Source organism: uncultured Nocardioides sp. (genome assembly GCF_947488025.1).
Taxonomy (GTDB): domain Bacteria; phylum Actinomycetota; class Actinomycetes; order Propionibacteriales; family Nocardioidaceae; genus Nocardioides.
This window is the reverse complement of sequence record NZ_CANKYS010000001.1, coordinates 1-17,179: the sequence shown is the minus strand read 5'-3', so window position 1 is coordinate 17,179 and position 17,179 is coordinate 1. Positions and strand designations below refer to the sequence as shown.

Below are 17,179 nucleotides of genomic sequence, written 5' to 3'. Positions count from 1 at the left end.
CAGGCTTATGCCGCGCTTTGGGTCCCAAAAACCCCGCACCGGTGCTGGGTCGCCGGCCGTCGCCGCGAGCTTTCGACCCGGCCGCTGACGGTTCCCGTAGAAGGCCCCGGTCCCGGCTACTACCTCCGGACGGGTCTATCGGGACGTCCGGATGCTCACGCGGCTGAAGGGGAGCGGCGTTGGTCGTAGGAGGTTCGGCCTGCGGGACGGTTCGCGCCTCCCGACGTCGACTGGCACGCAGACCCGTTGCGGACTAACCCCCGTCGCACTGTTCGTTCGGGAACGCGTCGTCGACTTCCTGCTGTCCCAGGTCGAGACGAGGCCACGTCGCAAGGTCGGCGAGCATCTGCCGGTCGTGAGTTGCGACGACTACCACGCAGGAGGTTGTTGTCAGCGCCTGAGTGAGCTCGTCGACGAGGGAGATCGAGAGGTGGTTCGTCGGTTCGTCCAGCATCAGCAGGTCGGGCTTCGCGGCCAGGCACATCGCCAGGTGCAGACGGCGCTGCTGGCCTTGGGACATCCGGCCGACCGCGACACGCTGCGTCGCCGCGTCCAGTAGCCCGAGGGCGGACAGGGACGGGGGTTGCCCCGGCGTTCCGTGTGCCTGGAAGCGGTCCGTGTGCGCTCGGTAGGTCTCGTAGGCGGTAATGTCCGGGTTCCATCTGGGCGCCTCCTGCGACAGCAGCGCCACTCGGTTTCCGTGGTGCACGCGGAGCTGTCCATGTGTCGGCTCGACCTGACCAGCCAGTACGGCGAGGAGAGTGGACTTGCCGGCGCCGTTCGGTCCGGTGAGCAGCAGCCGGCCGCCGCTCGTCAGCGACACGTCGACCGGGGATTCGAGTCGACCGTCGACGACCAGCCCATGGCCGTCGAGGACTGGGCGATTGGCCCGGATGGGCCGATCTGGCCAGGACAAGTGCCGCGGGGGCTCGGGCACGGTGATGCGGTGGCGTTCGAGATCCTCCACCCTGCGGTTGAAGGCCTGCACCACCCCGGCGGTGCGGGTGGCTCGCTGGTGCTTGCCCGTCCCCTTGTCCGGGCGCCAACCGGTGCGGAGACGGCCGCGTGCGTCCTCCGCGGCCTGCTGGAGCTCGGCGCGCTCGGTCTGCTGGGCTACGTGCTCCTGCTCCCAGCGCTCGCGCTCCCGGCGCCGGCCCTCGGCCCAGCCGTCGTACCCGCCGGAGTACTCGCGGGGAAGACCGTCGCGGCTTGGGTCCAGGTCGAGGAAGGTCGTGGCGACCTCGCGCAGAAGTGCCCTGTCGTGACTGACCACGGCCAGTCCGCCGGGGTGTTCGCGGAGTCGTCGGGTCAGGAAGGCAAGCGCCTCGGCGTCCAGGTGGTTGGTCGGCTCGTCCAACAGCAGCAGGTCCGTGCTCGAGCCGAGCACGACGGCCAGACGCACTCGATAGCGCTGCCCCACCGAGAGTGTGGCCAGTCGCCGACTCCGGTCGGTGCAGGCGCCCAGCCCGTCGAGAGCGACGTCGATACGTCGTTCGGCGTCCCACGCGTCGAGGACCGTGGCAACCTCGAGGGCCTGCGCATAGGCGTCCTCGGCTCCAGCCTCGCCGGCGGCCAGCGCCTCGGTCGCGGCGTCCAGTCGGTCAAGAGCGGTTAGGGAGTCGCCGACGGCATCCTTGAGCAAGTCCCCGACGGTGCGATCGTTGTCGACGTCGAGGGTCTGCCCGACGAGGGCCAGGGTGCCGATGCGCGTCACCGCGCCCCCGTCCGGCGAGAGATCGCCGGCCAGGACGCGCAACAGAGTCGTCTTGCCGCGGCCGTTCTCGCCGACCACGGCCAACCGTGAGCCGTTCGAGACCGTCACGTCGACGCCGGCCAGGACAGAGCGCTCACCAAGGGACACAGCGATGCCCTCGGCGCGCACGTGGGCAGCGGTACCCGCAGGCAATCCGCGAGTTACCCAGGCAGGAGCGTCGGAGGAAAGGGAAGAAGGGTCAGTGCGAAGCATGCGTGTTCTCTCAGCTCGTCAGGGAGCCGGGCAGCACGCGTAGCCGCCCGGCATAGGCCAGGACGGCGGACGAGAAACTCAGTCGGGTTCGGCCGCCGTCAGCGGACGAACCAGGGCTTCGCACAGAAACTCATGGTGCGGACTCTACGAGCGGCAGGCGACGTGTTACCAACCGATTACTCGAAGCTGTTGTGATCCACCCAGGCACCGCCGTACAGAACTTCGTACGGCCACGGTCGGAGGACTTGTCGACTGGATCGCCGCAAACGGATCCTGCACTGGCGCGCTCCGCGAGCCGATCCTGTCGCGACCTCGGCTGAGGCCCCCGTCGGGCGAGCGAGGGTGGGACAAGGCCTCCCCAAACGACTGTTCACTGGTTTACCGTGAGCCCGCTCACAACATCACATCCGCAGGAGTCCATCTCGGACGGCCTCTGTTCTTCGTGGGGGAGATCGCGGCGTCCGGGACGGGTTCCTCCGTATCCACGAGGACCCCTCGATGCTGGCTGCCTGCTCCCCCCTCCACTCCGCCGTGCGCATCAGCAGCGCGCTCGTGCTCGTCGCGGTCAGCCTCGCGCTCGCCGTCGTCGTGCCGGCCGTGAGGGCCGATGCCGCGGTGATCCGCCCGTTCACCACCGTCTTCTCCCAGCAGACCAACGGGGCGATCCAGATCACCGGCAACACGATGATGACGTGCGGCACCGCCACGGCCTGCACGCAGGCCCAGAGCGGAGCCAGCAACGCCTCCAACAACAACTTCACGATGACCTACCTCGACGTCGACTCCGATGCGAGCACCACGCGGTCGTCGTCGGCCAACCTGACGATCCCGACCGGCGGCCGGGTCCTCTACGCCGGTCTGTTCTGGGGAGCCGCGCGCAACGCCGGCAACAGCGGCTCCGCCGCCGCCGGCACGCCGGGCAACATCAGGTTCCGGGCGCCGGGCGCCTCCACCTACACCACGCTCGCCGCCGACCGCATCGATAACCAGACGACGGGAAACCTCGACTACTCGGCCTACCGCGACGTCACCTCAATCGTGCAGGGAGCGGGCGCCGGCACCTACTGGGGCGCCGACATCGCAGCCGCGACCGGCGTGGACCGCTACGCCGGCTGGAGCCTCGTCGTGGCGGTCGAGGACCCCAGCGCTCCGCTGCGCGACCTGACGGTGTTCAGCGGCTACGCCACCGTCACCAATAACGACGTCATCGACACCTCGATCTCCGGCTTCCTCGCCCCGCCGTCGGGGGCGGTCGGTGCCAAGTTCGGCGGTGTGACCTATGAGGGCGACTACGGCATCACCGGTGACTACTTCCAGGTCAACTCGACCCGTCTTGCCGACTCACTCAGCCCGTCGGCCAACTTCTTCTCCAGCCGCATCAGCGCCAACGGCTCCAACATCACCAACCGCAACCCGAGCTGGGTGAACACCCTCAGCCAGGACTCGAAGGTCGTCGACGCCCCGGGCGTGGTGCCCAACGGCGCAACCTCGGCCAACCTGCGCTTCGCCACGAGCGGCGACTTCTACTACCCCGCTGCGCTGACGACCCAGATCGACCTCTACGCACCCACCATCCAGGGCTCCAAGTCCGTCACCAACCTCTCCGGCAACAGCCCGGCCAAGGTGGGCGACGTCCTCGAGTACGCCATGACCTTCAGCAACATCGGCGACGACGCGGCCACCAACGCCGTCATCACCGACCCGATCCCCGCCGACACCACCTTCGTGCCCGGCTCCGTCCGCGTGACCGCCGGGGCCAACCAGGGCACCAAGACCGACGCGACGGGCGACGACCAGGCCGAGTACGTCGCCGCCAGCCGCACCGTGCGCGTACGGGCCGGCACGGGCGCGAACGCGACGGCGGGCGGGCGCCTGGCCCCGTCGGCGACGACGACGGTGACCTTCCGGGTGCGGGTCGACTCCGCGGCCGCCGGCACGACGCTGTCGAACACGGCCTCGCTCGCCTACCGCGCCGAGACGATCGGGCGCGACTACTCCTACAACACCGCGCCCGTCACCACCCCGGTCGCCGACGAGGCCGACGTGGCCCTCACCAAGACCGCCTCCCCCGAGCCCGTCGCCGCCGGCAACCAGATCACCTACACGCTGACCGCCACCAACAACGGGCCCAACCCGGCCGCCGGCGTGCGCATCTCCGACCCGCTCTCCCCGGGCGTCACCTACGTCTCCAGCAACCCCTCCTCCGGCTCGTGCTCGCTGGGCGGCCAGACCCTCACCTGCGACCTCGGCACGATGGCCAACGGCGCCACCGTCACCGTCCCCGTCGTCGTCCGCGTGCCACCGGGCTCCTCGGCGACCTCGATCACCAACGTGGCGGCGATCAGCACCACGACCTCCGACCCCGTCCCGGCCAACAACACGGCATCCGCGAGCAGCACGGTCGTGCGCCAGGCCGACCTCGCGCTCACCAAGTCGGCGGCGCCCACCAACCCCGTCCCGGGCACGGACGTCACCTACACGGTCGTCGCGACCAACAACGGCGCCTCGCGCGCGGTGGACGTCACCGTCACCGACACCCTGCCGGCCGGGCTCGCGGTGCGCTCCGCGACCGGACCCCAGGGCACCTGCACGGTCACCGGCAGCCAGGTCTCGTGCGCCGCCGGAGCCCTCGACCCCGGCCAGTCGGCGACCTTCACCGTGGTGGCCCGCGTCCCGTCCGACGCCGGCACCGCGCCTCTGACCAACACCGCCCTGGTCACCTCGGGGACCCCCGACCCCACCGCCGCCAACAACTCAGGGTCCGCCACCATCACACCGGCCGCGCGTCGGGCGGACCTCGCGGTCGCCAAGCAGGCGGTCACCCCGGTCGTCGCGGGCCGCCCCCTGCAGTACCTCGTGACGGTCACCAACAACGGGCCTTCCGACGCCGCGACCGTGACGCTCGCCGACCCGCTGCCGCCGAGCATCACCGGGATCTCGGCCACCAGCAACGCCGGGTCGTGCACGGTCTCCGACGGCACCGTCTCGTGCGCCTTCGGGTCGCTGCCCTCGGGCCAGTCCGTCCAGGTGCGGATCGACGGCCAGCTCGCACCCGGCGCCACCGGCACACTCCTCAACACCGCGGCGGCCTCGACCTCGACGACCGACCCCACGCCGGGCAACGACCAGGCGACCGCGAGCGACCCGATCGCCACTAGCGCCGACCTCGCCCTCACCAAGACCGCCGACGACGTCGCCGACGGCGCGGAGGCGACGTACACGCTCGTGGTGACCAACAACGGACCGTCGGTCGCCCGCTCGGTGACGGTGTCCGACCCGGTCCCCGCTCCCCTCGTCCACAACGGCTCGTCGAGCACGCAGGGCTCCTGCAGCTTCGCCTCTGGCACCGTGACCTGTGACGTCGGGGACATCCCCGTCGGCGACACCGTGACGATCACCGTGCGCGCACAGACGCCGGCCGACGGGAGCGGCCGGGGGGCGTCCAACACCGCCACCGTGTCCTCTCCCACCCCCGACCCGACGGCGGCCAACAACTCCGCGACCTACGTCCTGCCGACGACCTCGCAGGCCGACGTGTCTCTCGCCAAGAGCGTCTCCCCCAACCCCGTCGTGGCCGGGCAGCAGGTCACCTACACGATCACCGCCCGCAACAACGGGCCGTCCGACGCCACCGGCGTGACCGTCACCGACCAGGTCCCCGCACGCGTGAGCGGGGTGAGCGCCACGGCCACCAATGGCGCGAGCTGCGCGGCGACGACCGGCAACGCCGTGTCCTGCACCAGCGCGACCCTCGCCAGTGGCGCGTCCTTCACCGTCACGGTCACCGGGACCGTCGCGCCGGGGGCCGCCACCGGCCCGATGGGCAACACCGCCACTGTGACCTCGACCACGCCCGTCGACCCCACGCCGAGCAACAACTCGGCGACCGCCTCCACTGACGTCGTCGCGCGCGCCGACGTGTCCGTCACCAAGACGGGCCCTGCCGAGGCCGACGCGGGCGCCCGCGCGAGCTGGGTCCTCACCGTCACCAACAACGGGCCGTCGTCCGCCGCGAACCTCGTGCTCACTGACGCGCTCCCGAGCGGCGTCACGTTCGCCTCGTCCACCAGCGTCCCCGCCGGCGTCACCTGCACGGCCGCCGACGGCCTCGTCACGTGCCCAGTGGGCGACCTAGCCTCCGGTGCGTCGGTGGAGGTGACGGTCCGCGCGGACATCGCCTCCGGCCTGGCGGACGGCACCTCGCTGACCAACACCGGCGGCGTGTCATCCAGCACGCCCGACCCCACTCCCGGCAACAACACGGCGACCAGCTCGACCGACGTGACCGAGTCCTCCGACGTGCGCATCGCGAAGACGTCCGACCCCGCCACCCTCGTGCCGGGCGCGGAGTCGTCCTACCTCCTCGCCGTGACCAACGACGGACCCTCCGACGCCCGGGACGTCGTCGTCACCGACACGCTCGACACCGACCTCACCGTGCTCGAGGCGACGATCGAGGGCGGTACGTGCGACGTCACGGGCCAGCTCGTGACGTGCACGCGGGCGCTGCTTCCCGTCGACGCGACGACGACCGCGCGTATCCGGGTGCTCGTCGCCCCCGAGCGACAGGCACCTCTCGACAACACCGCGGAGGTCGCGAGCGCGAGCGACACCACGCCGGGCAACAACTCCGGCACGCTGTCCAGCGACGTCGCGCCCAGCGCCGACCTCACCGTCACCAAGACCGCCTCCCGTGACCGGATCTCCGCAGGAGAAGGTGTCACCTACACGCTCACGGTCGTGGACAACGGGCCCTCCCTCGCCGCCGACGTCACCCTCACCGACACGATGCCGGCCGGGATCGTGCCGGCGGCCGCGACCGCCACCGCCGGCTCGTGCGCGATCACCGGACAGCTGGTCGAGTGCGACCTCGGCGACGTCGCACCGGGCGCCCCGGTGACCGTCACCATCACCGCCTCGACCGCTCCGGGGGCGACCGCCGGCGCACGCGACAACACCGCCACCGTGACGTCCGCGACCGCCGACCCGGCGCCCGGCAACGACGCCGCGACCGCGACCGTCACGATCGGCGCGGAGGCCGACGTGCAGCTGACCAAGCTGGCCAACAGCGACACCTTCGTCCCGGGGCGGCAGGTCGGGTGGAGCATCGTGGTCAACAACCTCGGCCCCTCCACGGCCCGCGGGGTGGTCGTGACCGACACGCTCCCGGACGCCGTCACCATCACCGCGGCGTTCCACGGCACCGCCACCCCCTGCTCGGTCGCCGGTCAGGTCGTCACCTGCGACCTCGGCGACCGGGTGCCGGGCCAGCGGGTGATCACCATCGTCGGCACGCTCGCCTCCGGCTACACCGGCTCGACGCTGGCCAACACGGCGCGAGCCGCCACCACGTCCACGGACCCTGTCCCCGGCAACGACACCGCCACCGCGACGACGGGGATCGTGCGCCAGACCGACCTCGAGATCGTCAAGACCATCGACGACCCGACCCCCGTGGCGGGGCAGCGGATCACCTACACCCTGTCGGCCTACAACAACGGCCCGTCCGACGCCCTCGACCCCCAGTTCATCGACCAGCTCCCCTCCGGACTCGTCGACGTCGTCGTCAACCGGCCGACCCTCCTGGGCCAGCCGGCCACCGCCGCCTGCGAGCTCCGCCCACCCACGGACCCCGGCACGGCGGACAACCCGACGGCCCCGACGGTGTTCTGCGACGGTCCGGTGTTCCGCGCGGGCCTGCCCCAGCGAGTCATCGGCAGCATCGAGGCGACGGTGGCGCCGGGGTTCACCGGCTCGCTCACCAACACCGCCCGCATCAGCTCCGACACCATCGACATCGACGCCGCCAACAACGAGTCGACCGTGACCACCGCGGTGACCGCCGACGCCGACGTGTCGATCACCAAGGCCGTCGCGCCGTCCGCGCCGGTGCCCGGCGAGCCGGTCACCTGGACCGTCGTGGTGACCAATGACGGGCCGTCGATCGCCCGCGACGTGGTGGTCACCGACGACGTCGAGGACGACATCACCGGGGTCACCGCCACCACCGGTACGACGCCGGAGCCCTGCGCGATCGCCGCCGGCAACGACGTCACCTGCGACCTCGGCGACCTCGCTCCCGGATCGAGCGTGACCGTCACCCTCCGCGGTGACGTGCCCGCGGGCTTCACCGGCGACCTCGACAACACCGCCACGGTCACCTCGCCGACCGACGACACGCCCGGGAACAACACCGCCACGGCCGCGAGCACCACCGGGCCCCGAGCCAACGTCGGCATCACCAAGACCGTCTTCCCGACGCGTCCCGTCCCGGGACAGGAGGTGACCTACACCCTCGACGTGAGCAACAGCGGCCCCTCGGTCGCCCGCAGCGTCGAGGTCGCGGACGCGGTGCCCGATGCGTTGTCCGGGGTCACCGCGACCAGCGCACCGACCGCCGACCGCTGCACCGTCGCCGGCAACCAGGTCGACTGCGACCTGGGCGACCTCGCGCCCGACGAGCCGGTCACGATCACCGTCCGCGGCGCCCTGGCGCCCGGGTTCACCGGTGACCTCGTCAACACCGCGACGGTGCGCTCGCCCACCGACACCACTCCGGGCAACAACACCGCCACCGCGAGCGGCTCCACTGACCCCCAGGCCGACGTATCCGTCACGAAGTCCGTGTCGCCGATCGCCCCGGTCCCCGGCGAGGACGTGACCTACACGGTGGTCGTGACCAACAACGGGCCGTCGGCGGCCCGCGGGGTGACGCTCGAGGACGACCTGGCCGACGAGCTCACCGACCTGCAGGTGTCGACCGGGGTCACGCCCGACCCCTGCACGATCGAGTCCGGCAACGACGTCTCGTGCGCCTTCGGGGACCTCGCCGCGTCCGGGGCCGCGTCGCGCGTCGTCGTCACGATCACGGGCGGGCTGCCCGCCGGGTTCACCGGCGACCTCGACAACACCGTCTTCGTCGACTCCGTCACCGACAGCACGCCGGCGAACAACACCGCCACCGCCGACGCGACGGTCGCCCCACGTGCCGACGTGTCGATCACCAAGTCATTGACCCCCGACCCGCCCGTCCCCGGGCGGCCGCTGACCTACACGCTCGTGGTCACCAACAACGGGCCGTCGGTGGCCCGCGACGTCGAGGTCTCCGACGACGTGGACGACGCCGTCACCGGGCTCGTGGCCGACGGCCCCGGGTGCGACGTGGCGGGCGGCAACGACGTCACCTGCGACCTCGGCGACCTCGCCCCCGGGACCAGCACCACGATCACCCTCACCGGCGGACTCCCCGCCGGTTTCACCGGCGACCTCGACAACACCGCCACCGTCACCTCACCCACCGACACCACACCGGGCAACAACACCGCGACGGTGAGCGGGACGGCCGCCCCCGACGCCAACGTCGGCGTCACCAAGGTCGTCGCGCCCAGCAACCCCGTGCCGGGCGAGGACGTCACCTGGACGATCGTGGTGGGGAACACCGGGCCGTCGGTGGCGCGCGACGTCATCGTGCGCGACGACGTCGATGACGCGATCACGGGGCTGACGGCCACGACCGGTGCGACGCCGAACCCCTGCACGATCGCAGCCGGCAACGACGTCACCTGCGCACTCGGCGACCTCCGGGACGGCGAGCGCGTGGTGATCACGCTCGGCGGCGGGGTGCCCGCCGACTTCACCGGCGACCTGGACAACACCGCCACCGTCTCCTCGCCCACCGACAGCACGCCCGCGAACAACACCGCGACGGCCAACCCCGCGACCGCACCCGGAGCGGACCTGTCGATCATCAAGACGGCCACACCCGCCGACCCGGTACCGGGCACCGACGTCACCTGGACCGTCACGATCACCAATGCCGGCCCCTCGGTCGCCCGCGACGTCGTGATCACCGACGACGTCCTCGACGCCCTCACCGACGTGACCGCGAGCGCTCCCTGCACGGTCGGCGCGGGCAACGCGGTCACGTGCGAGCTCGGTGACGTGGGCGTCGGCGGAGTGGACGCGACCCGCACGGTCACGATCACCGGCAGCGTGCCGCCCGCATACACCGGCGACGTCGACAACACCGCCACCGTCGCCTCACCGACGGACACCAACACGGCCAACAACTCCTCCGCGACGCAGGGGACGGCCGAGCCGAGCGCCGACCTCTCGATCACCAAGACCGCGACGCCGGCAGTGCCCGTCCCGGGCACCGAGATGACGTGGACCCTCACCGTCACCAACGCCGGACCCTCGGTCGCCACGGGGGTGGTGGTCCGCGACGACGTCGCGGACGCGCTCACCGGGGTCAGCGCCTCCTCCGACCGGTCGCCCGAGCCCTGCTCGGTCGCGAGCGGCAACGTCGTCACCTGCCCTGTGCCGACGATGGCGGTCGGCGCCACCCTGACGGTGACGATCACCGGCCGGCTACCGGCGGACTTCACCGGCGACCTCGACAACACCGCGACGGTGTCGTCCCCGGTCGACGACCGGACGGGCAACAACTCCGCCAGCACGTCCGGCACGGCGACCCCGCAGGCCGACGTGTCGATCACCAAGACGATGGTGCCGACAGCCCCCGTCCCCGGGCGGGCCGTCACCTGGACGCTCGTGGTCGGCAACGCCGGACCCTCCGTCGCCCGCGACGTCGTGGTCACCGACGACGTCCTCGACGCCGTCACCGACCTCACCGCGAGCGACCCGTGCGTGATCGCGGACGACAACGAGGTGACCTGCGAGCTGGGGGACCTCGGGCCCGGCACGACCCGGACCCTCACCCTCGGCGGCGGGCTACCGGCGGGGTACACGGGACCGGTGGACAACACCGCCACCGTGGCGTCGCCGACCGACGACACCGACACCGACAACAACTCCTCGAGCACCGGCGGCGTGGCGACGCCCGAGGCCGACGTGTCGATCACCAAGACGATGGTGCCGCCCGTCCCCGTCCCTGGTCAGGACGTCACCTGGACGATCGGTGTCGTCAACGCAGGCCCGTCGGTGGCCCGCGCCGTCGAGGTCACCGACGACGTCCTCGACGCCGTCACGGGCCTGACGGCGACCACCGGGACCACGCCGAACCCGTGCACGATCGCCGCCGGCAACGTGGTGACGTGCGCGCTCGGCGACCTCGGCCCCGCAAACACCGCCACCATCACGCTGACGGGCCGCCTGGATCCCGACCACGCAGGCACCGTGGACAACACGGCCTCGGTGGAGTCGGAGACCGACACCACGCCCGGCAACAACGAGGCCACGACCAGCGGCGACACCGGTGCGCGGGCCGACGTCAGCGTCACCAAGACCCTCGACCCCGCGCGCCCCGTGCCGGGCCAGGAGGTGTCCTGGACGGTCCGGGTGGCCAACACCGGGCCGTCGACCGCGCGCAGCGTGGTGCTCACCGACGACGTCGACGACGCCGTCGGCGGGCTGGTGGCGACGTCCGGCACCAGCCCCGAGGTGTGCCGCATCGCGACCGGCAACCAGGTCACCTGCGACATCGGGCAGCTGGCGCCGGGCGAGACGCGCGTGGTGACGATCCGCGGCACCCTGGACGCGGACTTTACCGGGCAGCTCTCCAACACCGCGCGCGTCGCGTCGCCGACCGACTCGACCCCGGCCAACGACGTCGCGACCGTGGTCGGAGAGGCCGCTCCACAGGTGGACCTCAGCATCACGAAGGCAGCCGCCAGCCGCAGGGCGGCGCCGGGTTCGAAGGTGACCTTCACGATCACCGTGGCGAACGCCGGTCCGTCCACGGCGCGCGACGTCGAGGTCGTCGACGAGCTCGAGCGACGGCTCGTGCTCCTCTCAACCGACGTCACGACGGGGGCAGCCGACCTCACCACCCGGAAGCGGCGCGTCACCGCGGTCTTCGCCACGCTCCGACCGGGCGAGGACGGCGTGGTCAGGATTGTCACGCGCCTGGCCGACGACGCTACGGGGACCGTCCGCAACGTGGCCGTCGCCACCAGCCCGTCACCGGGCGGGGGCGAGGTCGAGGTGCAGGACGTGGTCGACGTGCAAGTCGCCGGCCAGCCCGAGGAGGGCGATGTCGGGGACAACGGGGACGACGACACCCCTCAGGCCCAGCCCGACGACGACGGCGTGCTCCCCGACACCGGCCTGCCCGCGGGCGTGGTGCCGCTCGCCGCGCTCAGCGTGCTGCTGCTCGCCCTCGGGTTGTGGATGATGCGCAGGTCGCGCGTCAGCGGCCGCCCGGACTAGCGACTGGCGGCGTCGAGGTCCGCTCATGTCAGCACCAGGCGGACCTCGAGGTCGACGTCGGCGAGCGGGTTCTCGCCCGCCGGTGACCGGTCGATCGCACAGACCACGACCTCGACCGTCGCGCCCGCCGCCCGCCGCCCGCCGCCCGCAGCTCGCAGCTCGCGCGAGTGCGCGTAACGTCGCGGACCGCGCCACCCTTGGTGATCGCGTCCTCGATGACCGTGATCCGCCGGTTGGCGACGTCCGGGCCGTCGGGATGCCCTCGTCAACCCCGGTCTGCTGCCTAGCGAGCGGCCGTCTCGCGTGACTCCAGGTGCCCGAAGGCGACCGACCGATCGTCGGTGTGGAACAGCTCCGAGCAGGTGGTCAGGGTCAGCAGCCGCTGGCCGGAGGACTGGTCGGGTTGCGGACCGCCGCTGGGATTCTTCGGCAGCTCGTCGAGCACCCACCCGGCGGTGAAGGGCACCGTCAGGTCGGCTCCGCCGGTGTCCAGGACATAGGTGAAGATCCACCGACGCGTCTCCACGACGATCTCGTCGCCGGGCTCGAGGTCGGGCATCGCGCGCAACGGCTCCCCGTGGGTGACGCGGTGGGCCGCCACCGCGAAGTTGCCCCTCCGGCCCGGCTCGGCGCCGTTCGTGAAACGCCCGAAGCCCGCAGCCAGCACGTCGGCGCTGGTCCCCTCGAGCAGGGGGACGGCGTAGTCGTCGCCGAATCGGGGGATGCGCACGATCGCGGACACCCGACCCCGATCGGTGTCGACGGCCGTCAGGGCCGAACGACCACCGTCGCGCGCCCAGGTGCGCTCGACCTCCTCGACCAGGTCGCGGTGGATGCGCTGCGAAACGACGTTGGTGCCCCAGACCTGCCACGCGACGTACGCCGCGAGCGCGAGGCCCATGGCGACCAGCACGACACCCGCCCGCGCCAGCCAGCGGGAGTCCGAGATGTGGTCGGCCATGCCGGCAGTGTGCCGCATGAAGCCAGTGTGAACTCCTCGGACCTGCCGGCCCGGTCGCCACGGTTCGCGCTCCCGCTGTGGCAGGCTCTCCGTGCGGTATACCTAGCGATCGCTATCGGACGAGCTGAAGGCTCAGTGTCGGAATCTCGTCGATAACCGTGGTCGTTTGCGAAAGTCACCGCGCCCTAATCGGTGGGGGCCGGCGCGAGTGGCTGAGGGGCTGCCCACAACCCCAATTTGACTGCGGGCAGCCCCGCCTCTGTGCCTTGGGAGAGGCGAGTGTGAGGCGCGCTCAGAGTACCCGCTCCCCCGCCTGGGTTGCCGCTGATCGGACCGCCGCGGCACCGGCGGTGCGCTGTGATGCTTTCCACGAGCCGATCGGTCAGGTTTTGCTGGGGCTGTCCGGCGGCTAGCGCACGCATCTCTTGTGCACTGACCGTCGATCCCGAGCGGAAGCCTGGGTCTTGGACAAGACGTTGAGCACGCTCTTCCAGCCCGAGATCCGACCCGAGGGGTTGGGACGGTTCTTCTCGCGCTGCCGGGCGGCAAGGTAGAGCACCTTGAGCGCTGATTGCTCGTCGGGGAAATGGCCACGACGTCGGGTCGCGGCCCGGAATCTGGCGTTGAGGGACTCGATGGCGTTGGTGGTGTAGATGATCTTGCGGACCTCGACCGGGAACGCCAAGAAGGGTGTGAACTCCGGCCAAGAGCGGCGCCACATCTCGATCATTGCCGGGTAGATCGGCTGCCACTGCTCGGCGAAGTCCTCGAACGCCACCTCGGCGGCCTCGACCGTCGGGGCGGTGTAGATGCTCCGCAGCTGCTTAATGATCGTGGGCCAGTACTTCTTCGAGGCATACCGCAGGGTGTTGCGGACCAGGTGCACTACGCAGGTCTGCACCGACGCCATAGGCCAGGTCGCGGTGATCGCGTCCGGCAGGCCCCTGAGGCCGTCGCAGCACACGATGCATGCGTCAAGGATTCCACGGTTCTTCAGCTCGGTCAGCATGTTCAGCCACTGTTTGGCTCCTTCGCCGCCCGTGGGGCCGACCCACATGTCCAGGATGTCGCGTTCCCCGTCGAGGATGATGCCCATCGCCACGTAGACCGGCCGGTTGCCGACCGTTGCCGCGCCTGAGGCGGAGCCGGCGTTGGCGCGGACCTTGAGCACGATCGCGTCGATCAGGATCACCGGATAGACCGGGTCCAGGGGTCGGGCCTGCCACTCCCGCATGTCGACCAAGACCTGGTCGGTGACCCGGCTGACCAGGTCGCGGGAAATCTCGGTGTCGTAGACCTCCTCAAGGTGGGCGACGATGTCACCGGTGGTCATACCCTTGGCGTACAGCGAGATCACAGCCTCGTCGAACCCGGCCAGGCGCCGCTGGTGCTTGGCCACAATCTGCGGTTCGAACGCGCCCAGCCGGTCCCGCGGGACGTCGATGGTGATCTCGCCGACCTCGGTCCGCACCGTCTTCGTGCTGGTGCCGTTGCGCAGGTTCGCGCAGCGCCCGTCCGAGCGGGTCGCCCTTCTCATAGCCCAGGCGCTGGGCCATCTCGACCTCGAGCGCGGCCTGCAGCGACGGTGGGACGACGCGATGAGCGCCGGCCTTGCCGAACACTGGTTCATCGGCCGCGACGACCACGGTGTCCGGGTCGGTCCGCTCTCACTAACGCCTACTTGTGACGCCACGGAGATCGGCTACTGGGTGGCGCCCACGGCTTGGCACCGCCGGACACGCGAGCCGCATACTCCACCTTGCCCTGCAGATCTGCGCGTCCCAATGGCCCTGCACACCACAGTCGGCGTTAGTGCAGCGGGCGAACACAAGGTCGCCTCACATCCTCGAACGCGCCGGATTCGCCGTCGTGACACGGCCCAACACCAACGACGACCCGCGGGCCCTCCTGCTCAAACGACCACCGCACGCCACCACCGAGGAACTCTGAGGCGACGGTCCCGGCGCCCTTCGAACCGCCCGCGAGCCCATCGTCACGCGGAGCGTGACCACAGCCGGATCGTCACGCGGAGCGTGACGATCCCGCACCGGGTCGCTCCGCTCCGCGAGGGTCACCGCCGCGCATCCGGGTCGAGCTCGACACCCGTCGATCACGGTGTCCTCGCTCCGATCAGAGCCCGCCACTGGCTGCCGTCCCGCACGCCGCTGTCCGGCGACGCCGCTGGATCTTCTTCGGCAGCTCAGGAACCTAAACAGGGAGCGACGTGCTCCTAATTCAGATCCGCCCCACCACCCACAATCCATCACAGGAGCGCGAGAGGTTGGCCGATTGAACGCCTATCGGGCAATCGAAGTTCGATGTGCCGCGTCACTGGACGTCCTGCCGACAAGACCATCGAGGTGTTGATCGGTCCGAAAGCCGCATGTCCACATTAAATGCCCAGCAGGGATATCGGCAGTAAGCACAGCGTCGCGACCGTCCTCCGCCATTAGGTAGTAGCTGGTCTGCCGAGTCCGTCGCGAGCCGCACTCGCTGCACCATTCCACTCGACGGCGACCGGCTGACGAACTCGAGACGCGTAACGCCCGTGATGCCTAGCGCCCGAACAAAATGAAGGCGGCCAAGAACGCCGCAACGATCAGCACGGTCATGACGATCGGCTCAAGCAGCTGAGTCCGGCGACCTGCTGGCCCTTGGGGCCTCGGGCCGGACTCGTCGTCGTGGGTGGACATCGCGGGTCAGTTACCGAGCTCGACAGACCTCATGACGCCAAGTGTCCACCATGTCAGGCTCTTGACGAGCCAGCGGTGGACGCAGTATTGCCGTGGCGGGGTCCCCGTCATCCTCGACATGGAGACCCCCCGCCGCATCGGGTCGGCGGAGGGTCCTGCCGCCTTCTTGGCGCTCCCCGAAGCACGACGTCACCACTGCTACGCCGCGACCACTCGGGCTGTCTGCCAGAAACCGCTCTGGCCCGCCCCTGCGCGGGACTGATCAGCATGATCGGATCTTGAGGTGAGGCCTGCACCCGAGTTGCGGGGGTGGTCAGCGGTCGAGGGCATCTCTTCAGCGACGGCGATCTCGAGCTCAGGTGCCGGGCGATGCGTGCCGGACCGGGTCGGCGGGTCACCCGCAACCCGCCGACGCGCCGCTTAACCCGAGCAACACTTCGAGACCGAAGCCGCCTTCGGCCCGTGCCTGCGACCGGACTGACCAACCTACGACGGCGATGGCGACGGCGACGGCGACGGCGACGGCGACGGCGACGGCGACGGCAGCACCCCATAAGGGTTACTAGACGGGTTGCAGGATTGAGGTTGACTTGCGGCTGGGCGCTCTCCGTGAGATTCACCCAGCTGAACTCGCTCGTCACAACTTGGGCGGGAGTCAAACCACCGCGAGCGCCTGGACTCAAGAAGAGCCATGCCTGTCACTCCCAACCTCCGCCGGCCTGTTCGGCGTCACTGTGTCGCTCAATCTGGAATGGTCGGTGATCCGTCCCCCCACGGTCCGGACCACCGACCTCCGTTGCAGTCAACCATCAAAGAAACACACGGTTACGGCGAGCGGGCTTGTAATCTTTGGTAATCATTTGACACGCCGGGGTTTATGCCTTCTCCGCGGCGGGAGACCCCCTCTCGCGCCCCGTCAAGGCACAAAGTCGTTGGCGCACACGTCGCCCCGCTTGCCGATCCCACCACGTCGAGCGGGGCGGCGTTGTGTCTGCGCACATTCGGCGCCAACGAAGCGGCGCATGGCGCCAGGTGGGCTCGGCGCGCCGAATCGTTCAACCCACCCCGCCCCACTGCTGGCTTTCCCCCGCGAGCCGACAGGGGTTGCGGCCACGCTTCCTGCCGAACGCGCTCCACCAGCCGAGCCCACGGACGGCGTCGACCGGGAAGCCGCAGATGACGGCACGAATGAAGGACCTCGCGAGGCATTCTGCCGCGCTCCGATGCGGGACCGGTCCTCGGGTCGCTCCGCAAGCCCATGGGCTCGCGGAGCGACCCGGTGGCGGATGGGCTCGCGGAGCGACCCGGTGGCGGATGGTCTGCGGGGACAGCTGACCTACTGATCGCCATAGTCTGAGGGGCCATGACACGTACGTGGGACACGACGAT

General features: G+C 70.6%; 4 protein-coding genes. 1 reads left to right on the top strand and 3 read right to left on the bottom strand.

The window, feature by feature from the left end:
* Positions 1 to 253: 253 nt before the first annotated feature.
* Entirely contained in the window at positions 254 to 1,882 is a 1,629-nt protein-coding gene (locus Q1B24_RS00020) for an ABC-F family ATP-binding cassette domain-containing protein (RefSeq protein ID WP_299921855.1), read from the bottom strand.
* A 582-nt stretch (positions 1,883 to 2,464) separates the two neighbouring features.
* Between Q1B24_RS00020 and Q1B24_RS00015 the strand changes: the two genes are divergently transcribed.
* Positions 2,465 to 12,136 carry a hypothetical protein gene (locus tag Q1B24_RS00015; RefSeq protein WP_299921853.1) on the top strand — a complete coding sequence of 3,224 codons (9,672 nt, stop codon included), beginning with the start codon at positions 2,465 to 2,467 and terminating at the stop codon, positions 12,134 to 12,136.
* A 283-nt stretch (positions 12,137 to 12,419) separates the two neighbouring features.
* Here Q1B24_RS00015 and Q1B24_RS00010 read toward each other — a convergent pair whose 3' ends face one another.
* On the bottom strand, positions 12,420 to 13,115 hold the full coding sequence (locus Q1B24_RS00010) for a class E sortase (protein ID WP_299921851.1): 696 nt from the start codon (positions 13,113 to 13,115) through the stop codon (positions 12,420 to 12,422).
* Between the two features lie 391 nt (positions 13,116 to 13,506).
* A complete protein-coding gene (locus tag Q1B24_RS00005) occupies positions 13,507 to 14,634 on the bottom strand; it encodes an IS256 family transposase (RefSeq protein ID WP_299921849.1) in 1,128 nt (375 codons plus the stop codon).
* Positions 14,635 to 17,179: the final 2,545 nt, after the last annotated feature.

Excerpts from the sequence above, each read along its gene's own strand:
- Q1B24_RS00015 (WP_299921853.1), top strand. The coding sequence starts at position 2,465 with ATGCTGGCTGCCTGCTCCCCCCTCCACTCCGCCGTGCGCATCAGCAGC.
- Q1B24_RS00010 (WP_299921851.1), bottom strand. The coding sequence starts at position 13,115 with ATGCGGCACACTGCCGGCATGGCCGACCACATCTCGGACTCCCGCTGG.
- Q1B24_RS00005 (WP_299921849.1), bottom strand. The coding sequence starts at position 14,634 with ATGAGAAGGGCGACCCGCTCGGACGGGCGCTGCGCGAACCTGCGCAAC.